16 protein-coding genes are annotated in these 20,701 nt (G+C 72.7%); 12 read left to right on the top strand and 4 right to left on the bottom strand.

The window, feature by feature from the left end; genetic code table 11:
- Positions 1 to 201 precede the first annotated feature (201 nt).
- The gene (locus AC5WRL_RS05100) at positions 202 to 597 is read left to right on the top strand and encodes an SCO2097 family morphological protein (protein ID WP_496087071.1); all 396 of its coding nucleotides are present in this window, start codon (positions 202 to 204) and stop codon (positions 595 to 597) included.
- Positions 598 to 897: 300 nt separating this feature from the next.
- Here AC5WRL_RS05100 and AC5WRL_RS05095 read toward each other — a convergent pair whose 3' ends face one another.
- From AC5WRL_RS05095 to AC5WRL_RS05080, 4 genes are all read right to left on the bottom strand, one after another.
- The gene (locus AC5WRL_RS05095) at positions 898 to 3,336 is read right to left on the bottom strand and encodes a transglutaminase TgpA family protein (protein ID WP_496087070.1); all 2,439 of its coding nucleotides are present in this window, start codon (positions 3,334 to 3,336) and stop codon (positions 898 to 900) included.
- 4 nt (positions 3,337 to 3,340) lie between these two features.
- A complete protein-coding gene (locus tag AC5WRL_RS05090) occupies positions 3,341 to 4,672 on the bottom strand; it encodes a DUF58 domain-containing protein (RefSeq protein ID WP_496087069.1) in 1,332 nt (443 codons plus the stop codon).
- Positions 4,672 to 5,667 carry an AAA family ATPase gene (locus AC5WRL_RS05085; protein WP_496087068.1) on the bottom strand — a complete coding sequence of 332 codons (996 nt, stop codon included), beginning with the start codon at positions 5,665 to 5,667 and terminating at the stop codon, positions 4,672 to 4,674. Before AC5WRL_RS05085 ends, AC5WRL_RS05090 begins: the two co-directional genes overlap by 1 nt.
- Positions 5,668 to 5,803: 136 nt before the next feature.
- Positions 5,804 to 6,319: a beta-class carbonic anhydrase gene (locus AC5WRL_RS05080; protein ID WP_496087067.1), complete on the bottom strand. Its 516-nt coding sequence runs from the start codon at positions 6,317 to 6,319 to the stop codon at positions 5,804 to 5,806.
- 374 nt (positions 6,320 to 6,693) lie between these two features.
- Here AC5WRL_RS05080 and rsmH point away from each other — a divergent pair, with 374 nt between their 5' ends.
- The 11 genes from rsmH to ftsZ all read left to right on the top strand — a co-directional run bounded on the left by rsmH (position 6,694) and on the right by ftsZ (position 20,697).
- Positions 6,694 to 7,671: a 16S rRNA (cytosine(1402)-N(4))-methyltransferase RsmH gene (rsmH, locus tag AC5WRL_RS05075; protein ID WP_496087066.1), complete on the top strand. Its 978-nt coding sequence runs from the start codon at positions 6,694 to 6,696 to the stop codon at positions 7,669 to 7,671.
- Positions 7,668 to 8,225 (top strand): cell division protein FtsL, encoded by a 558-nt coding sequence (gene ftsL, locus AC5WRL_RS05070; protein ID WP_496087065.1) that lies wholly within the window; start codon positions 7,668 to 7,670, stop codon positions 8,223 to 8,225. Before rsmH ends, ftsL begins: the two co-directional genes overlap by 4 nt.
- Positions 8,222 to 10,135 (top strand): peptidoglycan D,D-transpeptidase FtsI family protein, encoded by a 1,914-nt coding sequence (locus AC5WRL_RS05065; protein WP_496087064.1) that lies wholly within the window; start codon positions 8,222 to 8,224, stop codon positions 10,133 to 10,135. Before ftsL ends, AC5WRL_RS05065 begins: the two co-directional genes overlap by 4 nt.
- A 20-nt stretch (positions 10,136 to 10,155) precedes the next feature.
- Positions 10,156 to 11,862 (top strand): UDP-N-acetylmuramoyl-L-alanyl-D-glutamate--2,6-diaminopimelate ligase, encoded by a 1,707-nt coding sequence (locus tag AC5WRL_RS05060; RefSeq protein WP_496087063.1) that lies wholly within the window; start codon positions 10,156 to 10,158, stop codon positions 11,860 to 11,862.
- A complete protein-coding gene (locus AC5WRL_RS05055; protein WP_496087062.1) occupies positions 11,859 to 13,298 on the top strand; it encodes a UDP-N-acetylmuramoyl-tripeptide--D-alanyl-D-alanine ligase in 1,440 nt (479 codons plus the stop codon). Before AC5WRL_RS05060 ends, AC5WRL_RS05055 begins: the two co-directional genes overlap by 4 nt.
- Entirely contained in the window at positions 13,295 to 14,359 is a 1,065-nt protein-coding gene (gene mraY, locus AC5WRL_RS05050; RefSeq protein WP_496087061.1) for a phospho-N-acetylmuramoyl-pentapeptide-transferase, read from the top strand. Before AC5WRL_RS05055 ends, mraY begins: the two co-directional genes overlap by 4 nt.
- Positions 14,341 to 15,765 carry a UDP-N-acetylmuramoyl-L-alanine--D-glutamate ligase gene (gene murD, locus AC5WRL_RS05045; protein ID WP_496087060.1) on the top strand — a complete coding sequence of 475 codons (1,425 nt, stop codon included), beginning with the start codon at positions 14,341 to 14,343 and terminating at the stop codon, positions 15,763 to 15,765. The genes mraY and murD overlap by 19 nt, the downstream gene beginning before the upstream one ends.
- 51 nt (positions 15,766 to 15,816) lie before the next feature.
- Entirely contained in the window at positions 15,817 to 17,268 is a 1,452-nt protein-coding gene (ftsW, locus tag AC5WRL_RS05040) for a putative lipid II flippase FtsW (protein ID WP_496087059.1), read from the top strand.
- A 6-nt stretch (positions 17,269 to 17,274) separates the two neighbouring features.
- Positions 17,275 to 18,366: an undecaprenyldiphospho-muramoylpentapeptide beta-N-acetylglucosaminyltransferase gene (gene murG, locus AC5WRL_RS05035; RefSeq protein ID WP_496087058.1), complete on the top strand. Its 1,092-nt coding sequence runs from the start codon at positions 17,275 to 17,277 to the stop codon at positions 18,364 to 18,366.
- A 27-nt stretch (positions 18,367 to 18,393) separates the two neighbouring features.
- Entirely contained in the window at positions 18,394 to 19,194 is an 801-nt protein-coding gene (locus AC5WRL_RS05030) for a cell division protein FtsQ/DivIB (protein ID WP_496087057.1), read from the top strand.
- Between the two features lie 261 nt (positions 19,195 to 19,455).
- Entirely contained in the window at positions 19,456 to 20,697 is a 1,242-nt protein-coding gene (gene ftsZ / locus AC5WRL_RS05025) for a cell division protein FtsZ (protein WP_496087056.1), read from the top strand.
- Positions 20,698 to 20,701: the final 4 nt, after the last annotated feature.

Genomic DNA, 20,701 nt, shown 5'->3' with positions numbered 1-20,701 from the left:
CCGCCCCGTATTATCGGCAGTCAGCCCTCCGGCATGACCCGGGTGCGGGGCGGGAAAGACTTGTCCGATCCCGTGGATCCGCGTCACCTGGCGGGTGGGTGAAATTGGCGAACTGGGGTGGGTTTCACAGGGCGGCTTCCCTGCCTATCCTGGAAAGAGTCGGAAACGGTCGCCACCGCGGCCGGCGAGTAGGAGGACTCCGTGCCGCTCTCGGACCACGAGCAGCGCATGCTCGAACAAATGGAGCGAGCGCTGTACGCCGAAGATCCCAAGTTCGCGACAGCGCTTGAGGGCAGTGAGCTGCGGACGTTCACCCGTAAGCGGGTGTATCAGGCGATCGCCGGTTTTCTGGTGGGCATCGCGCTCCTGATGGGCGGCATGGTCGCCCAGCTGATCTGGCTCAGTGTCGTCGGCTTTGTGATCATGCTCGGGTGTGCGGTCGTCGCGGTCACCGGCTGGCGGAAGGCTCCCGCGTCCGGCGAGGGCGCGGGCCCCGCCACCGGCGGGAAGGGCCACCGGCCGCACAAGCAGCGGCGCTCGATGATGACCCGCATGGAGGAGCGCTGGCAGCGTCGCCGTGATGAACGCGGCGATTGAGCGAAGACCCCCGGGATTCCGGGGTTGAACGTGCGAAAGGGCCCGCCGGTCCGGGAACCGGCGGGCCCTTTCGTGCGCGCTTCCCCGCACCCCGTTTCTCTGTGTTTCCCCGGCACCGGGCCGGGTCCGGAAAACCCGCCCGGCCCGCGACGCCCGGTGCCGGGGCAGCTCCGTGCCCCAAGAGCCGGGGAGGGGCTGCCGGAACGTCCGGGTGGCCCCCTGTGAGGCCATCCCGCCGCCTTGCCGCGCACCGCGTCGCAAGGCGGCGGGATGAACCGGCGCCAGGCGCCGGACAACCCCTTATGCCTTCCGCAATTTCCCGAGGAACGCGATGCGGCCTTCCCGCAGCCGCCGGGCCGTCCGCAGCCGGTGTTCGCTCAGCCGGTAGGTCACCCGAATGGCGGAGCGCGGCAGCAGGAGTGCCCGCAGCCGGGTCCAGCGACCGACCCCGGCCCGCAGCCCCGCCAGGGCCGTCCGTACCTCCCGAGCCAGCCGGTCGTCGCCCGCCGCGGCGCCGGCCGGCCGGGCCGGCGCGTACAGCTCCCGCTCCACCGCGGTCGCCAGGCTGTGTACGGCCTCGCGCGCCCGGTCGTCCAGCGTGAGCACGGTGGTGATCCGGGTCGCGGTCTGCCGGGGGGTCTCCGCCGCCAGCGGGCCGATGCCCAGATCCCAGGCGCTGTCGCTCAGCTCCTGCCAGGCGGCGCCGGCCCCCGCGCCCGGTGCCAGCCGTCTCGCCCGCACCCGGACCCGCCACAGCGGTGGCCCGCCGACCACGGCGAGCAGCACCAGCGCCGCCGCCCCGACCCACACCCACGGCCCGACGGACGGCCCGCCGCCCGAACCACCGCTCCCGCCGGCGGCCGGCGCCTCGGTCTCGCACGCGGCGGCCTCCTGCATCGGGTCGCAGTTCTCCGACTCTGGCGCTGTGGGCTCCGCATCCGGCCGTTCCGGCTCGGTGTCCTGCGACGGGTCCTGCTCCGGCTGATCCGTATCGGGGCGCTCCGCCTCGGGCCGGGTGTAGTCGGGGATGCTGCCCTGCCCAGGGGTCGGCTCGAAGCGGGTCCAGCCCACCCCCTCGAAGTACAGCTCCGGCCACGCGTGGGCGTTGTGGATGCCGACCCGGTAGGAGCCGTCCACCTGCCGGTCACCCGGGGTGAAGCCGACCGCGACCTGGGCGGGGATGCCCAGGGTGCGGGCCATGGCGGCCATGCTGAACGCGAAGTGCACGCAGAAGCCCTCGCGGTTGTCCAGGAACGCGGCGATCGCCTCGTTGCCGGAGCCCGAGGACACCGAGGTGTTGTAGGTGAAGCCGCCGTCCCGGGCGAACCAGTCCTGGAGCGCCACCGCCCGCTCGTGGTCGTTCGTCGCCTCCGCGGTGATCTGCGCGGCCAGCACGGAGACGACGCTCGGCAGATCGGGCGGCACCTGGGTGTAGTACGAGGCCAGGTTGCCCGGCGCGTCCGGCGCCTGCGCCAACTGCTCGGCGGTGGGCTCGATCTGGCGGTGCGTCACCGTCCAGGTCCGGCCCGCGGTGGTGATCCGGCCGTTGTCCGACACCAGGGTCTGCGAGCCCCGGTCGAACCGCCACCGGCCGTCCGTCACCACCGACACCGCCGGGTAGGGCACCGGCAGCGAGGTCTGCGCGTAGTTGCCGCTGGCCTCTATCACCGTGGTCACCTCCCGGGCGGCCACCTCGGGGGACAGCCCGGGCACCGACCACGGGGCGTCCGGCACGGCGTTCTCGAACCAGCGCGAGGAACGCCACTCGCTGCCGGTGAACTCGTCCAGCGCCACCAGCCGCAGATACATCCCGGTGGGGTCGCCGTCCTCGGTGCGGTAGGTGAGCACCTGCTGGTTCCCCGGCTGGGTGAGCTGGTCCTGGAGCGCCACCACCGGGTTGACCGAGGTGATCCGGCCCGAGCCGCCGCTGCCGCCGCCGCTGCCGCTGCCGTCCAGGTCGAGCAGGCCGTCGCCCAGCGCGGGCAGCAGCGCCGGCGCCAGTACCGCCGCGCCCAGCGTGAGCGCGCCGATCCGCCGGCCGGCCCGCAGCCGCGGCCCGGCCGACTGCGCGGGCAGCATCGGCGGTGCCGGCGGCGCGTACCCGACGGGCCCGCCGTGGCCGTACCCGCGGGCCGGCCCGGGGCCGGTGAAGTAGCGGCCCCAGCGGCCGAGCCGCTCCCGGCCCTCGGCCAGCAGCAGCGTCAGATAGCCGGCCGCCGCGATCAGGAAGTACAGCCAGCCGGCCTGCTCCTGGTTGACCCCGGCCGCTATCGAGTACAGCGCCAGCAACGGCAGCCCCGCCGCGGCGGCACTGGCCGAGGTGATCGCCAGTACGTCCACCAGCAGCCCGATCATCAGCACCCCGCCCAGCAGCATCAGCCGGATGCCGTCGGTCATCGGGGCCGGTGCCACGTAGTGGCCGATGTCCTCGGCGCCGGCCGACAGCAGTTCACCGAACCGGCCGAACGCCTCCGGGCCCGGCAGCAGCCCGCCCACCGCGTACTCGGACACCGTGCACACCGTCACCAGTACCAGTGACCCCAGCACCTGGGCCGCCACCGCCACCGCGCTCGGCGCGCCGACCCGCCGCGCCACCATCCCGATGCCGGTCTGGGCCGCCAGCAGCAGCGCCGCCTGCACCAGCCAGCCGCTGTCCTTCACCAGCGGCAGCAGCGCCGCCGCCGCGCACATCGTGGCCAGCCATGCCGCCAGCGCGACCCTCGGCTTTGTCTCCAACACTCGCTCACAGCCCCCTGTACGCGCCCGCTCGTTCCCCGCCCGCCTGCTGCCACACCTGCGCCAGCGGCACCCCCGGATGCAACGGCAGCGCGGACCAGCCGCTCTCCCGCAGCTTGCCCAGCCCCTGGGCCTCCACCGCCGGATCCAGCTGACCCGCCGCCACGAAGGCGATCCCGTCGGCGGCCCGCTGCCGCAGCCGGGTGAGCTGCGCCACGGACTCCGAGTCGAGCGCGCCGGTGAACGCGATCACCAGCCCGCGGTCGGTGCCGGCCAGCGCCGTGAGCGCGCCGTCCAGACCGGTGCCCGGCGCGGTGACCGAGGGCCCGCCCGTCACCAGATCCAGCGGCCCCGGGCCGGGGGAGTGGTCGAGAACCGCCAGCGCGTCCATCATCAGCCCCAATGTCTCGGCGCCGTCCACCGCCGACTGTTCCGGCCCTGGCACCATGTGCCCGCTGTCGGTCACCAGCCGCACCTGATAGCCGCGTTCGGTCAGGTGCGAGATCACCGAGGCGGCCCCCGACACCGCCCGCTCGAACGGCCCCTGCGGGCCGGAGCCCGCGTAGCCGGACCGCCGGGTGTCCAGCAGCACCGTGCACCGGGCACGCGGCGGCTGCTCCTCGCGGCGCACCATGAGCGTGCCCCGGTGCGCCGTGGACCGCCAGTGCACCCGGCGCAGATCGTCCCCGTGCCGGTAGTCGCGCGGAATGACGTCCTCCTCGCCGGTCACCGCGATCGACGTCTTGCCGCTCTCGCCCTGCCCGCCGCCCCCGCCGCCCAGCCGCACGGCCGGCAGCTGCTCGATGAGCGGCAGCACCGTCAGCACGTCGTAGGCGTCGAAGGAGCGGTACAGCTCGACCATGCCGAACGGGTCGGCGAGCCGCAGCTCCAGCGGCCCCAGCGGGTAGCGCCCCCGCTGATCGGAGCGCACCCGGTAGCTGACCTCGCGCTGCCCGCCCGACTCGATCCGGTCCAGGACGAACCGCGGCCGGGGCCCCAGCACGTACGGCACCCGGTCCTGGAGCATCAGCTGGCCGCTGGGCAGCCGGAAGAAGTTGTCCACCCGCAGATGCACCCGGGACTCGCCGCCCGCCGGCACCCGCGCCGGGGACAGCCGGCGGGCCGCCGACACCCGGCTGCGGGTGAGATGGAGTACCAGCACGCTCACCACCGGAAGCGCCGCCAGCAGCGCCCCGACCCGCAGCAGATCCGGCTGGCCCAGCAGGTAGGCGCACACCGAGGCGGCGGCGCCGGCGGCCAGGAACGACCGCCCGCGTGTCGTCAGCCCGCCGAAGGCCGCCCGCAGCGGCCCGCGCCGGTCCTCCTCCGCGCCGGGCATCAGTAGCCCCGGTGCTGCGCGGCGCCGCCGTACGGGGTGGACACCGCCGTACGGTGCACGATCTCGGTGACGATCTGTTCGGAGGTGCGCCGGTTCAGCTGGGCCTGCGCGGTGGGCAGCAGCCGGTGCGCCAGCACCGGGATGGCCAGCGCCTGGACGTCGTCGGGCAGCACATAGCCGCGCCCGCACAGCGCGGCGGACGCCTTGGCGGCCCGCAGCAGTTGCAGCGTGGCGCGCGGCGAGGCGCCGAGCCGCAGTTCGGGATGGGTACGGGTGGCGATCACCAGATCCACCGCGTACCGGCGCACCGCGTCCGAGACGTGGATCTCGCGCACCGCCTCGATCAGCTTCACGATGTCCTGGGCGGTGGCCACCGGCTGGAGCGCGTCCAGCGGGGAGTAGCCGCCGTGCGACTGGAGCATCCGCAGCTCGGCCTCGGGGTCCGGGTAGCCCACCGAGACCCGGGCCATGAAGCGGTCGCGCTGCGCCTCGGGCAGCGGATAGGTGCCCTCCATCTCCACCGGGTTCTGGGTGGCGATCACCATGAAGGGGTCGGGCAGCGGGTACGTGCGGCCGTCCGCGGTGACCTGGCGTTCCTCCATGGCCTCCAGCAGCGCCGACTGGGTCTTCGGCGAGGCGCGGTTGATTTCGTCGCCGATCATGATCTGGGCGAACACCGCGCCCGGCTTGAACTCGAACTCCCGGCGCTGCTGGTCGTAGACGCTGATCCCGGTGATGTCGGAGGGCAGCAGGTCCGGCGTGAACTGGACCCGCTGCACCGTGCAGTCGATCGCGCGGGCCAGAGATTTGGCCAGCATCGTCTTGCCCACCCCGGGCACGTCCTCCAGGAGCAGGTGCCCCTCCGCCAGGAGCACGGTCAAGGAGATGCGCACGACCTCCGGCTTGCCCTCGATCACGCTCTCCACGGCGTGGCGCACCTGCTCCGCCGTGGCGCTCAGATCGGTGAGCTTCGTCTGCTCCTCATAGGTCGTCAACCGGCCCTCCTCGGCCCGCACTGCAAGTCTGGTCCGCGCCGGAGAACGGCGCGGACGCTGCCGGACAAAGCGACACCAGAAAGGTGCCGGGAGGTTGCCCTCCGGCACACATTCTTCACACCCCCGGTCCCGGCCGTTACCGGCCGGCGGTGTCCTCCGGGTCGATCTCACGGAGCAGACCCGACGTCACGTCGAACACAAATCCGCGTACGTCATCAGTGTGCAAGAGGAAGGGCGAAGTCCGCACGCGCGCCATCGACTGGCGTACGTCCTGGTCCAGATCGGTGAACGACTCGACGGCCCAGCTGGGCTTCTGCCCCACTTCCAGCTCCAGATCGCGCCGGAAGTCCTCGGTGAGTTGCAGCAGACCACAGCCGGTGTGATGGATGAGAACGACGGAGCGGGTGCCGAGGGCGCGCTGAGAGATGGTCAGCGAGCGGATGATGTCCTCGGTGACGACGCCGCCGGCGTTGCGGATCGTGTGACAGTCGCCCAGCTCAAGGCCGAGGGCGGCGTGCAGGTCCAGGCGTGCGTCCATGCAGGCGACGATGGCCACCTTGCGCACGGGACGTGCGTCCATTCCGGGGTCGGTGAACGTAGTGGCGTAGTGCTGATTGGCTGAGACCAATGCATCAGTGACCGATTTTGCCATGACCAGACGGTATTACGGCGGGCCTCCTCGCCGATACCGGAGTCCATCCGATGAGCCCGGAAACGCCCCCGCCGTGACCGGAGTCACCTCCCCGCCGACCGGGCGCCCGCAACACCAACACACCTCGAACCTCAATGATTGACCCACCAGGCGCGTGGACTAATGTGACGCGCACCGGGAGGCGGGCCCCGGGCCTGCCCGGCCCACCCCGCCCGGCCCACGACACCCGGTCCGGCACCTCGCTCCGGTCTCGGGCTCGGCCGGGCAGCCCACGACGAGGCCGGCCCTCCGCCTCGCGACGCGCCGCACCGGACGCCGCGGGTCTGACCGGCGCTACGCCGGGCAGGCCCTTCTCACCTCCCCTCGGAAGGCGCATGACAACCAGCAACGACCGGCCCCCGCACACCCGGCACCGCCCGGTCATGCTCCAGCGCTGCCTCGACCTGCTCGCCCCCGCGCTCGGCGCGCCGGGCGCGGTCGTGGTGGACTGCACCCTGGGCCTGGGCGGCCACAGCGAGGCCCTGCTCGGCGCCTTCCCGCAGGCCCGCCTCATCGGCCTGGACCGCGACACCCGCGCCCTGGAACTCGCCGGCGCCCGGCTCGCCCCGTACGGCGACCGCGCCACCCTCGTACACGCCGTGTACGACGAACTCCCCGCCGTCCTCGCCCGGCTCGGCACCCCCCAGGTCGCCGGCGTCCTGTTCGACCTGGGCGTCTCCTCCATGCAACTGGACGAGGCCGACCGCGGCTTCGCCTACTCCCAGGACGCCCCGCTGGACATGCGCATGGACCAGACCACCGGGCTCAGCGCCGCCGAGGTACTGAACACGTATCCGCCCGGTGAACTCGTCCGCATCCTGCGCGCCTACGGCGAGGAGAAGTTCGCCCGCAAGATCGTCGAGGCCATCGTCGCCGAGCGGGCGAAACAGCCGCTCACCTCCAGCGCCCGGCTGGTCACCCTCATCCGTGACGCCCTGCCACAGGCCGCCAAGCGCACCGGCGGCAACCCCGCCAAACGCACCTTCCAGGCGCTGCGCATCGAGGTCAACGGCGAGCTGGCCGTCCTGGAGCGCGCCCTGCCGGCCGCCGTCGACGCCCTCGCGGTGGGCGGCCGGATCGCGGTGCTCGCCTACCACTCGCTGGAGGACCGGCTGGTCAAACGGGTGCTGGCGGACGGCGCCCGCAGCACCGCCCCGCCCGGGCTGCCGGTGGTCCCCGAGGAGTACCAGCCCCGGCTGAAGCTGCTCACCCGGGGCGCCGAACTGCCCACCGAGGACGAGATCGCCGAGAACAAGCGGGCCGCGCCCGCCCGGCTGCGCGGAGCCGAGCGGGTCCGGGAGCGAGTGCGGTGAGCCCGAAACGGCGCGAGCCGGGCCCGCAGACCCGGATCGCACGGCTGACCGGCCTGGTGCCGGCCGGCCGCGGCTCCGCCGCCCGTACGCCATTCGTGTTGCTGGTCGTGCTGCTGCTGGGCGCCGGGATGCTCGGCCTGCTGCTGCTGAACGCCTCGCTCAACCAGGGCTCCTTCGAACTGAGCGAGATCCGCCGGCACACCCAGGAACTCACCGACGAACAGCAGGCGCTGCAAGCCGAGGTGGACGCCTTCTCGGCCCCCGGCGCGCTCGCCGAACGCGCCCGTGAGCTGGGACTGGTCCCCGGCGGGCCGCCCGCGTTCCTGGACCGGGACGGCACGGTACGCGGCGAACCCTCCCCGGCACCGGAACCGCCACCGGACCCCGAGGAGTCTCCTGCCGCGAGGGGGCAGGACCAGCCCGACGAGCAGGACCGGCCGGACGAGCCGGCCGCGACGGACCAGCAGGCCGCCCCGGACGCCGACCCGGCCGACCCGGCCGACCCGGCCGACCCGGCATCCCCGGGCACCCAGGACGAGGAGGCGGACGAGTGAGCGGATCGGCCAACGGACGCGGCGGCGGAACCCGCCCACCCGCCCCCCGCCGGCCCCGGAACGCCGGCACCCCGCGCGGCGGCGGCCACCCGCGCCGCGCCACCGTGCGGCCCCGGCTGCGGCTCGTCAGCCTCGGCCTCACCCTCGTCATGGTGGCCTTCACGATCCGGCTGCTCCAGGTTCAGGCCGTCGACGCCGCCACCTACACCGAGATGGCCGCCGTCAACCGTTACGTCACCGTGCCGCTCGCCGCCCAGCGCGGCGACATCACCGACCGCAACGGCACCGCCCTGGCCACCACCGTCGACGCGTACGACATCACCGCCGACCCGTTCCTGTTCACCGAGGAACAGACCGGCGTCCCCGACGCCCCCGCCCAGGCCGCGGCCCTGCTCGCGCCCATCCTCAACCGCGACGAGGCCACCCTCACCGCCCTGCTGTCCGAACCGGACTCCCGCTACGCCGTCCTCGCCCGCCGGCAGACCCCGCAGATCTGGCGGCAGATCAAGGACCTGCGCAACAACCTCCGCGAAGCCGCCGGCAAGGGCACCGGCGACCAGGTGCTCTCCGGCGTCTTCGCCGAGAAGAACCCCAGACGCGTCTACCCCGGCGGCGACCTCGCCGCCGCCACCCTCGGCTTCGTCAACGCCGAGGGCGTCGGCGGCGGCGGCCTCGAAGCCCAGCTCAACACCCTGCTGGCCGGCGAGGACGGCACCATCACCTACGCCCAGTCCGGCGGGCGCCGGGTGCCCACCGCCGGCTCCCAGGAACAGCCCGCCGTCCCCGGCACCGACATCGAACTGACCATCGACCGCGACATCCAGTGGGCCGCCCAGCACGCCATCAGCGCCCAGGTCGACGCCTCCAAGGCCGACAACGGCTACGTCGTCGTCCTGGACACCACCACCGGTGAAGTCCTCGCCCTGGCCGGCGCGCCCGGCTACGACCCCAACGACATCGGCTCCGTCACCAGCAGCGAGGCCCTGCGCAACGCGGCCCTGCTGGACGCCTACGAGCCGGGCTCCACGCTCAAGGTCGCCACCATGGCCGCCGTCCTCGAAGAAGGTGTCGCCACCCCGTCCACCCACGTGACGATCCCCAACCGGCTGCCGCGCGCCGACCGCAACTTCGCCGACGACCACGACCACGACACGTACTACCTCACCCTCGCCGGGGTGCTCGCCAAATCCAGCAACATCGGCACCATCCTCGCCGCCGAGGAACTCGGCGACACCCAGGCCCAGGCGAACGAGGTACTGCACTCCTACCTCACCCGCTTCGGCTTCGGCCGGCCCACCGGGCTCGGCTTCCCCGGCGAGACCGCCGGCATCCTCGCCGCCCCCCAGGACTGGAACTCCTCCCAGCAGTACACGATCCCCTTCGGCCAGGGCATGTCCGTCAACGCCGTCCAGGCCGCCTCCGTGTACGCCACCGTCGCCAACGGCGGCGAACGCATCGCCCCCACCCTGGTACGCGGCTACACCGGCCCCGACGGCACGTACGAGCCCGCCCCGGCCCCCGAGCGCGAGCGGGTGGTGAGCGAGGAGACCGCGGCCCGGCTCGGCGAAATACTGGAGACCGTCGTCACGGCCCCCGAGGGCACCGGAAGCGCCGCCAAGATCCCCGGCTACCGGGTGGCCGGCAAGACCGGCACCTCCAACCGGGTGGATCCCGAAACCGGCCGCTACTCCGGCTACACCGCCTCGTTCGCGGGCTTCGCGCCCGCCGACAACCCCCGGATCGCCGTGTACTGCGCCGTGCAGAACCCCACCAAAGGCAGCTACAACGGCAGCAAGGTGTGCGGCCCGGTCTTCAACGAGGTCATGGACTTCTCCCTGAAAGCGCTCCAGGTCCCGCCCACCGGCACGGACTTTCCGGGCCTTCCCGTCACGTTCGACCCCAACGACTGACCGAAGCGGAGAGCAAGCACGTGAGAACGATCACCGAGGGCGACGGAAACCCCCCACTTGCCACGGCATCCGGCCGCACCTCACTTCGCGGCACCCCCACCGCGCCGGGTACGCTCACCGCCGTGTCCCACGCTGATCACACCCCGTCGGCGCCGCCCCGCCCGGCACGGGTCGCCCCCGTACCGCTGGCGAAGCTGGCCGGGCCGCTGGGGGTCACCGAGCCGGCCGGACCGCACGCCGGGACCGCCGTCACCGGCATCACCCACGACTCGCGCGCCGCCCTGCCGGGTGACATCTACGCCGCACTGCCCGGCGCCCGCTTCCACGGCGCCGACTTCGCCGCCCAGGCCGCCAGCCGCGGCGCGGTGGCCGTGCTCACCGACCCCACCGGCACCGAGCGGGCCGCCGCCACCGGGCTGCCCGTGCTCACCGTCGCCGACCCGCGCGCCCACATGGGCCCGCTGGCCGCCACCATCTACGGCGAGCCCGGCGCCGACCTGCTGAAGATCGGCATCACCGGCACCTCAGGCAAGACCACCACCGCCTACCTGGTGGAGGGGGGCCTGCGCGCGGTCGCCAAGGAGGACGAGCCGACCGGGCTGATCGGCACCGTCGAGACCCGCATCGGCGACCAGCGGGTGAAATCCGAGCGCACCACCCCCGAGGCCACCGAGCTCCAGGGACTGTTCGCCGTGATGCGCGAGCGCGGCGTGACCTCGCTCGCCATGGAGGTCTCCAGCCACGCCCTGGTGATGGGCCGGGTGGACGGCGTCGTCTTCGACGTGGCCGTCTTCAACAACCTGAGCCCCGAGCACCTCGACTTCCACCCCGACATGGCCGACTACTACGCGGCCAAGGCGCAGCTGTTCACCAAGGCCAGGGCCAGGGCCGGAGTCGTCAACATCGACGACGAGTACGGCCGCCGCCTCGTCGCCGAGGCCGAGATCCCGATCACCACCTTCTCCGCCGAGGGCCACCCCGACGCCCACTGGCGCGCCGCCGACGTCACCCTGGGCCCGCTCGGCTCCACCTTCACCGCGATCGGCCCCGAAGGCGTACGGGTGCCCGCCACCGCGCCGCTGCCCGGCCCGTTCAACGTGGCCAACACCCTCGGCGCCATCGCCGCCCTGTGGGTGGCCGGCATCGACCCGGTCACCGCCGCCGGCGGCATCGCCACCGTCCCCGGCGTACCCGGCCGCCTGGAGCGCGTGGACGCCGGCCAGCCCTACCTCGCCGTCGTCGACTACGCGCACAAACCCGACGCCGTCGAGTCCGTGCTGCACGCGCTGCGCAAGGTCACCGACGGCCGGCTGCACGCCGTCCTGGGCTGCGGCGGCGACCGCGACCCGCACAAGCGCCCCGCCATGGGCGCCGCGCTGGCCCGGCTCGCCGACACCGCCGTCCTCACCTCCGACAACCCGCGCTCCGAGGACCCGCTGGCCATCCTCGCCGCCATGCTCGCCGGCGCCGCCGAGGTGCCCGTTCACGAACGCGGCACCGTCCTCCTCGAAGAGGACCGCGCCGCAGCCATCGCCCTGGCCGTCGCCCGCGCCGAAGCAGGCGACACCGTCCTGGTGGCCGGCAAGGGCCACGAGCAGGGCCAGGACATCGCCGGAGTCATCCGGCCCTTCGACGACCGAACCGAACTGCGCGCCGCCATCGAGCGGGCCGCCGCGGTTGCCCATCCGCCCTCACGCCACAACGCCACGCGAGGCCCACTGAAGTGATCCCTCTTCCCGTTGCTGAGCTCGTCACCGTCGTACGGGGCACCCCGCACGACATACCGGAGCCGCCACCCCCCGTCACCGGGCCGGTGGTCATCGACTCCAGGGAGGCCGTACCCGGCGCCCTGTTCGCCGCCCTGCCCGGCGACCGGGTCGACGGCCACGACTACGCCGAGCGGGCGGTCGCCGCCGGCGCCGCCGTCGTGCTCGCCACCCGCCGCCTGGGCGCCGGGGTGCCCACGGTCGTGGTCGACGACGTCACCGAAGCGCTGGGCGCCCTCGCCCAGCACACGGTGCGCCGGCTCGGCACCCCGGTCATCGCCCTCACCGGCTCCTCCGGCAAGACCAGCACCAAGGACCTCACCGCCCAGCTGCTGGAGCGCGTGGGCCCCACGGTCTACACCGCCGAGTCGTTCAACAACGAGATCGGCCTGCCGCTGACCGCGCTGCGCCTGACCGGGGAAACCCGGCATCTGCTGCTGGAGATGGGCGCCCGCGGCATCGGTCACATCCGCTATCTCACGACGCTGGCCCCGCCCACCATCGGCATGGTGCTGAACGTGGGCACCGCCCACCTCGGCGAGTTCGGCAGCCGCGAGGCGATCGCCCAGGCCAAGGGCGAGATCATCGAGGGGCTGCCGCCGGCCGACGAGGGCGGTGTGGCGATCCTCAACGCCGATGACCCCCTCGTACGCGCCATGTCCACCCGCACCCGGGCCCGTACCGTGCTCTTCGGGGAGTCCGAAGAGGCGGACATCCGCGCCGAAGACGCACATCTGACACCCCAGGGACGCCCCGCGTTCCGCCTCAAGACCCCCACCGGGTACGCCGACGTGACCATGCGGTTGTACGGTGAGCACCATGTGTCGAACGCGCTTGCCGCTGCGGCTGTTGCGCATGAGGTAGGCATGTCCGCTGCGGAGATCGCTCAAACGCTCTCCGCCGCGGGCCCGCTCTCGAAGTGGCGGATGGAGGTCACCGAGCGAGCGGACGGCGTGACGATCGTCAACGACGCCTACAACGCCAACCCCGATTCCATGCGGGCCGCGCTGCGCGCGCTCGCCGCCATGGGCGGCACCGCCGGAGCGCGGGGGGGCCGTACGTGGGCGGTGCTCGGTGCCATGGCCGAGCTGGGAGACGACTCGCTCGCCGAGCACGACGCCGTCGGACGGCTCGCCGTCCGGCTCAACGTCAGCAAGCTTGTGTCCGTGGGCGGTCAAGAGGCCGCCTGGCTGGACATGGGCGCCAAGAACGAGGGTTCGTGGGGTGAGGAGTCGGTGCACGTGTCCGACGCTTCGGCAGCGGTGGAGCTGCTGCGCGGTCAGTTGCGGCCGGGAGATGTCGTGTTGGTGAAGGCGTCCAGGTCGGTGGGCCTGGAGGCGGTCGCCATCGCGCTGGCCGGCGACGTCGACGGCGTTGGTGAGGTCGCCGCCCGATGAGGCAGATCCTCTTCTCCGGTGCGCTGGGGCTGTTCCTGACCCTGGTCGGCACCCCGCTGCTGATCAAGCTGCTCGCCCGCAAGGGCTACGGGCAGTTCATCCGCGACGACGGCCCCCGCGGCCACCACGGCAAGCGCGGCACCCCCACCATGGGCGGCATCGCGTTCATCCTGGCCACCCTGATCGCGTACGCCGCGACCAAGGTCATGACCAGCACCGCGCCCACCATCACCGGGCTGCTGGTGCTGTTCCTGTTCGCCGGTATGGGCCTGGTGGGCTTCCTCGACGACTACATCAAGATCGTCAAGCAGCGCTCGCTCGGCCTGCGGGCCGGCGCCAAGATGCTCGGCCAGTTCTTCGTCGGCATCGCCTTCGCGATCCTCGCGCTGAACTTCCACGACTCGCGCGGCCTCACCCCCGGCTCCACGCACCTGTCCTTCACCCAGGACTTCGGCTGGTCCATCGGCCCGGTGCTGTTCGTGCTGTGGGCGCTGTTCATGATCCTGGCGATGTCCAACGGCGTGAACCTGACGGACGGCCTGGACGGCCTGGCCACCGGCGCCTCGGTGATGGTCTTCGGCGCCTACGTCTTCATCGGCGTGTGGCAGTACGGCCAGACCTGCGCCAACGAGCTGACCGCCGGGGCCACCTGCTACGAGGTGCGCGACCCGCTGGACACCGCCGTGGTCGCCGCCGCCATGATGGGCGCGCTCTTCGGCTTCCTGTGGTGGAACACCTCACCCGCGAAGATCTTCATGGGCGACACCGGCTCGCTGGCCCTGGGCGGCGCGCTGGCCGGCCTGGCCATCGTCTCCCGCACCCAGCTGCTGGTGGCGCTCCTGGGCGGCCTGTTCGTGATCATCACCATGTCCGTGGTGATCCAGGTCGGCTCCTTCCGGCTCACCGGACGCCGGGTCTTCAAGATGGCACCGCTCCAGCACCACTTCGAACTGAAGGGGTGGAGCGAGGTCCTGGTGGTGGTCAGATTCTGGATCATCCAGGGCATGTGTGTGATTGTCGGCATCGGAATCTTCTACGGCGCATGGGTGGCGGACTTGTGAGTGAGTTCTCCGGGCAGCGGATCACGGTCGCCGGCCTCGGCCTGAGCGGCAGCTCCGCCGCCCACGCCCTGGCCGGCCTCGGAGCCCGCGTCACGGTGGTGGACGGCGGCGACGGCGAGCGGCAGCGCACGGCCGCCGCCGCCCTGGAACGGGCCCACGCCGGCATCACGGTGCGGCTCGGCGACGGCGCCACCCTCCCGGAGCACACCGACCTGGTGGTCACCTCGCCCGGCTGGCGGCCGGACAGCACGCTGTTCGCCGCCGCCGCGGCGGCCGGGGTCGAGGTCGTCGGCGATGTCGAGATCGCCTGGCGGCTGCGCGGCCCCGACGCCCCGCCCTGGCTCGCCGTCACCGGCACCAACGGCAAGACCACCACCGTACAAATGCTCGCCGCCATCCTCACGGCGGCGGGCCTGCGGACCGCCGCCGTCGGCAACATCGGCACCCCGATCATCGACGTGGTGCGCTCCGGGGAGCCGTACGACGTCCTCGCCGTCGAACTCTCCAGCTACCAGCTGCACTGGGCACCCTCGGTGCGCCCGCACTCGGCGGCGGTCCTCAACCTCGCCCCCGACCACCTCGACTGGCACGGCTCGATGGCGCAGTACGCCGCCGACAAGGGCCGCATCTACGAGGGCAACACCGTCGCCTGCGTCTACAACGTGGCCGACCCCGCCACCGAGGACCTGGTCCGCGAGGCGGACGTGGTCGAGGGCTGCCGCGCCATCGGCTTCACCCTGGGCACCCCCGGGCCCTCCCAGCTGGGCGTGGTGGACGGCATCCTCGTCGACCGCGCCTTCGTCCCCGGCCGGCAGCGGCAGGCCCAGGAGCTGGCCGAGATCACCGATGTGACCCCGGCCGCCCCGCACAACATCGCCAACGCGCTCGCGGCGGCGGCGCTGGCCCGGGCCTACGGGGTCCAGCCGCAGGCCGTACGGGAGGGCCTGCGCGCCTTCACCCCCGACGCGCACCGCATCGCCCATGTGGCGGACGTGGCGGGCGTCTCGTACGTGAACGACTCGAAGGCGACCAACACCCACGCCGCCCAGGCGTCGCTGGCCGCCTACGAGTCGATCGTGTGGATCGCCGGCGGCCTGGCCAAGGGCGCCACCTTCGACGAACTCGTCAAGACCGCGGCGGGCCGGCTGCGCGGCGCCGTGCTGATCGGCGCCGACCGGCAGCTGATCGCCGACGCCCTGGCGCGACACGCCCCGGATGTCCCGGTCGTCGGCCTCGACCGGACCGACACTGGGTCGATGGCGGCGGCCGTACGGGAGGCCACCGCGCTCGCCCGCCCCGGCGACACGGTCCTGATGGCCCCGGCCTGCGCCTCGATGGACATGTTCACCAACTACAACGCGCGCGGCGAGGCGTTCGCGACGGCCGTCGCGGACCTGACCGACTGACCCCGCCACCTCCGGCCACCGGCGGGACACCAAGGAGGGGACGGGGGAGACATGAAGCGTACGGGTGCCGATGTGGTGGGGATGCTGCGGCGGGTATGGCCCGTCCCCGCGCCGGCCGGAGCCGGGGGGATGGCACTGCGGGAAGCCCGGGGGGGCGCGCGGCCCGCGCGGGGCAGGACAGCGCCCGCGCCGCGCCGGGCGCCCGCCCCCAAGCCCCCGGCCGCCGCCGGCAAGGCGCGCGCACCGAAGCCGCCACGGCCCGGCAGAGCGCCCCGCGCCCCGAAGTTCGTCCGGCGGGTCCGGCGCACCTGGGACCGGCCGCTGACGGCCTATTACGTGCTGCTCGGCACCGGGCTGCTGCTCGCGCTGCTGGGGCTCGTCATGGTCTTCTCCGCCTCCCAGATCCAGGCGCTGCGCTGGGGGCTGCCCGCCACGTTCTACTTCCACAAGCAGCTGCTCGCCGCCGCGGGCGGGGCGGTGCTGTTGATCATCGCCATGCGGCTGCCCATCCGGCTGCTGCGCGCGCTCACCTATCCGTTCCTCGCCGTCACCGTCGGCCTGTTGGTGCTGGTCCAGGTGCCCGGCATCGGGGTCGAGGTCAACGGCAACACCAACTGGCTCGATCTGGTGGGCGGGTTCAGGCTCCAGCCCAGCGAGTTCGCCAAGCTCGCCCTCGTGCTGTGGGGCGCCGATCTGCTCGCCCGCAAGGGGGACAAGGCGCTGCTCGGCCAGATGCGGCATCTGCTGATCCCGCTGATCCCCGGCGCGCTGCTGGTCTACGGCCTGGTGATGCTCGGCGGCGACATGGGCACCGTGGTCATCCTCACGGTGATCCTCTTCGCCCTGCTGTGGCTGGCCGGCGCCCCCACCCGGCTGTTCGCCGGGGTGCTGGCCACCGCCGCCGGCCTCGCGGCGCTGTTCATCGCCGCCGCCCCGCACCGGCTCGACCGGCTCGCGTGTGTCGGCGCCACCGAGCCGGGCACCGGCGACCGCTGCTGGCAGGCCGTCCATGGAATCTACGCTCTCGCCAGCGGTGGCTGGTTCGGCTCCGGACTTGGGGCCAGTGTGGAGAAATGGGGTGAACTCCCCGAGCCCCACACCGACTTCATCTTCGCGATCACGGGCGAGGAACTGGGTCTTGCGGGGACGCTGTCGGTGCTCGGCCTCTTCGCGGCTCTAGGCTATGCGGGTATCCGCGTGGCCGGACGCACGGAGGACCCCTTCGTGAGGTATGCCGCGGGCGGGGTCACGGCATGGATCATGACCCAGGTCGTGGTCAATATCGGCGCGGTGCTGGGACTGCTTCCCATCGCCGGGGTGCCCCTTCCGCTGTTCTCGTACGGGGGATCCGCTCTGCTGTCCACCATGTTCGCGGTCGGGCTGCTGATCGCCTTCGCGCGCAGCGACCCCGCCGCCGGGGCTGCCCTGGCCATGCGGAAACCTGGGCTCATTGGTAAGTCGATGAGGCGGCGCGCGAAGAAGGCGCCGTCCGGAGAGCGGTGAAATTCGGTGCATGTCGTACTCGCCGGCGGAGGGACCGCCGGTCACATCGAGCCCGCGCTCGCCCTCGCGGACGCCCTGCGCAGGCAGGACCCGACCGTGGGTATCACGGCTCTCGGCACGGAGCGTGGTCTGGAGACCCGGCTGGTCCCCGAGCGTGGCTATGAACTCGGCCTGATCCCGGCCGTACCGCTGCCGCGCAAGCCGACCCCCGAGCTGATCACCGTCCCCGGGCGGCTGCGCGGCACGGTCAAGGCCGCCGAGGAGATCCTGGAGCGCACCAAGGCGGACTGCGTGGTGGGCTTCGGCGGGTATGTGGCGCTGCCGGGCTATCTGGCGGCCAAGCGGCAGCGGGTGCCGATCGTGGTGCACGAGGCCAACGCGCGTCCGGGGCTGGCCAACAAGATCGGCGCCCGGTACACGAAGTTCGTCGCCGTCTCGACTCCGGACAGCAAGCTGCGGCACGCCCGCTATGTGGGGATCCCGCTGCGCCGTTCGATCGCGACCCTGGACCGGATGGCGGTGCGGGCCGAGGCGCGGGCCGCGTTCGGGCTCGACCCGAATCTGCCGACGCTGCTGGTGTCGGGCGGTTCGCAGGGCGCTCGGCGGCTGAACGAGGTCGTGCAGTCCGTGGTGACGGTGCTTCAGCGCTCCGGGGTGCAGATCCTGCACGCGGTCGGTCCGAAGAACGACCTGCCGCAGGTGGAGACGATGCCCGGGATGCCGCCCTATGTCCCGGTACCGTATGTGGACCGCATGGACCTCGCGTACGCGGCGGCCGACATGATGCTGTGCCGCGCGGGCGCGATGACCGTCGCCGAGCTGTCCGCCGTCGGGCTGCCGGCCGCCTATGTGCCGCTGCCGATCGGCAACGGCGAACAGCGGCTGAACGCCCAGCCGCTGGTGAAGGCGGGCGGTGGACTGATCGTGGACGACGCGGAGCTGACGCCGGAGTGGGTCAGGGGCAACGTCCTGCCGGTGCTGACCGATCCGGGGCGGCTGCTGGCGATGTCCAGGGCGGCCGGGGAGTTCGGCCGTCCGCACGCCGATGAGCTGCTGGTCGGCATGGTGCACGAGGCGATCGCGGCCCGTAAGGCATAGCGGGCGGCGGAGGGAAGGCGAGGGAGCGTGGCCAGAACCGGCGGCGTCGCCGAGCGGCGGCAGGTGGAGGCTCCGCCCGGGTCCGGGCGGGGGCCGGTGCGCCGGCTGCTGCCGCGCTCCCGGATCCTGCTGGTGCTGCTGCTGGTGGCGGCCGTCGGTCTGGCCGGTTTCGGCGCCTGGGCGCTGTACGGCTCGCAGTGGCTGCGGATCGAGAAGGTGTCGGTCGGCTGGGAGCGGGAGAGCTCGCGGGAGCTGACGCGGGAACAGGTGCTCTCGGCGGCGGCGGTTCCGCTGGGCGCGCCGATGGCCTCGCTGGACAAGGGCGCCATCGAGGCGCGGCTGCTGGCGGAGCTGCCCCGGCTGAAGTCGGTGCGGGTGGTGCGCGCCTGGCCGCACGGGGTGGGGCTGCGGCTGACCGAGCGGGAGCCGCGGGCCCAGGTGCCGGCGCCGGGCGGCTATGCCGAGGTGGACGAGGAGGGGGTGCGGTTCGCGGAGATCGCCGAACCGCTGGCCTCGGTGCCGCTGCTGGCACTGGAGATGGCGGACAGCCCCAGCGCACGCCGGTTCGGGGAGGAGCGCACGCTGCGCGACGCGGTGGCGGTGGCGACGGCGCTGCCGGAGCCGCTGGCGGCGGTGACCTCGGTGATCCGGATCGAGTCCTATGACGCCATCACCCTTGAACTATCGGATGATCGCACCGTGCGCTGGGGAAGTCCGGAAGACTCCTCGGCGAAGGCCGAAGCGTTCACCATACTGATGAAAGCGGCCCCCGACGCCGGGCACTTCGATGTGAGCGTGCCCAGCGCCCCGGCCGCGTCGGGTGGTTGACCGGGGATACCTGGTTGGCCCGAACCAAGCGTGATCACATAGGGTGAAAAGAAAAACGGGAGGTTCGGCGTGTTCGTTGAACGCGTACCACATGTCGACTTAGTGTCCGTTCCGAGGAATCCAAGGAACGACCAGCACAGCTAACCCTAAACTTGAGCGTTAGGGTCGGGTCGGCTTTCCCAAACCGTCCCATCGGCATCCTTCGGCGCACCGCTGCATCCGCGGAGCGGCGATACGTAATCGAGGCGAGAGGCCTTCGACGTGGCAGCACCGCAGAACTACCTCGCAGTCATCAAGGTCGTTGGTATCGGCGGCGGTGGCGTCAATGCCATCAACCGGATGATCGAGGTCGGTCTCAAAGGCGTCGAGTTCATCGCGATCAACACCGATGCGCAGGCGCTGCTGATGAGCGACGCCGACGTCAAGCTGGACGTCGGGCGTGAGCTCACCCGCGGCCTGGGCGCCGGAGCCGACCCGGAAGTGGGCCGCAAGGCCGCCGAGGACCACCGCGAGGAGATCGAAGAGGTGCTCAAGGGCGCCGACATGGTCTTCGTCACCGCGGGCGAGGGCGGCGGCACCGGCACCGGCGGCGCGCCGGTCGTCGCGAACATCGCCCGTACCCTGGGCGCGCTGACCATCGGCGTGGTCACCCGGCCCTTCACCTTCGAGGGCCGCCGCCGCGCCAACCAGGCCGAGGACGGCATCGCCCAGCTGCGCGACGAGGTCGACACCCTCATCGTCATCCCCAACGACCGCCTGCTGTCCATCTCGGACCGCCAGGTGAGCGTGCTGGACGCCTTCAAGTCCGCCGACCAGGTGCTGCTGTCGGGCGTGCAGGGGATCACCGATCTCATCACCACCCCCGGTCTGATCAACCTGGACTTCGCCGACGTCAAGTCCGTGATGTCGGAGGCCGGCTCGGCCCTGATGGGCATCGGCTCGGCACGCGGCGACGACCGCGCGGTGGCCGCCGCCGAGATGGCGATCTCCTCCCCGCTGCTGGAAGCCTCCATCGACGGGGCGCGCGGGGTGCTGCTGTCCATCTCCGGCGGCTCCGACCTGGGCCTGTTCGAGATCAACGAGGCCGCCCAGCTGGTGAGCGAGGCCGCCCACCCCGAGGCCAACATCATCTTCGGCGCGGTCATCGACGACGCGCTGGGCGACGAGGTACGGGTCACCGTGATCGCCGCCGGCTTCGACGGCGGTCAGCCGCCGGCCCGCAGCCGGGACCGGGCGCTCGGCTCGTACGGTGCCAAGGACGAGTCGCCCGCCCCGGCGGCCAAGGACCGTGGCGGCGACAGCGACAGCGAGCGGCCGTCGTTCGGCGGGCTCGGCACGCTGCCGTCCCGCGAGCCGGCCGAGCGCGAGGTGCCGGCGCTCACCGAGCCGGTGGCCGCCGAGCGGTCGGATGCGGCGCCGTCGCTCAGCCCGCAGGTGCCCTCGGCCCGCCCCTACGACGGCGGTCAGGCCGAGGAGCTCGACGTTCCCGACTTCCTCAAGTGATCAT

Source organism: Streptomyces sp. NTD107 (assembly GCF_059510435.1).
Note: the sequence above shows the minus strand (reverse complement) of the source record. Positions and strands in the feature narration are given on the sequence as shown.

What these genes read in the sequence shown, in the direction of transcription:
- AC5WRL_RS05090 (WP_496087069.1), bottom strand. Translation starts at nt 4,672, where the DNA reads ATGCCCGGCGCGGAGGAGGACCGGCGCGGGCCGCTGCGGGCGGCCTTC.
- AC5WRL_RS05080 (WP_496087067.1), bottom strand. Translation starts at nt 6,319, where the DNA reads ATGGCAAAATCGGTCACTGATGCATTGGTCTCAGCCAATCAGCACTAC.
- rsmH (WP_496087066.1), top strand. Translation starts at nt 6,694, where the DNA reads ATGACAACCAGCAACGACCGGCCCCCGCACACCCGGCACCGCCCGGTC.
- mraY (WP_496087061.1), top strand. Translation starts at nt 13,295, where the DNA reads ATGAGGCAGATCCTCTTCTCCGGTGCGCTGGGGCTGTTCCTGACCCTG.
- murD (WP_496087060.1), top strand. Translation starts at nt 14,341, where the DNA reads ATGGGTGGCGGACTTGTGAGTGAGTTCTCCGGGCAGCGGATCACGGTC.
- ftsW (WP_496087059.1), top strand. Translation starts at nt 15,817, where the DNA reads ATGAAGCGTACGGGTGCCGATGTGGTGGGGATGCTGCGGCGGGTATGG.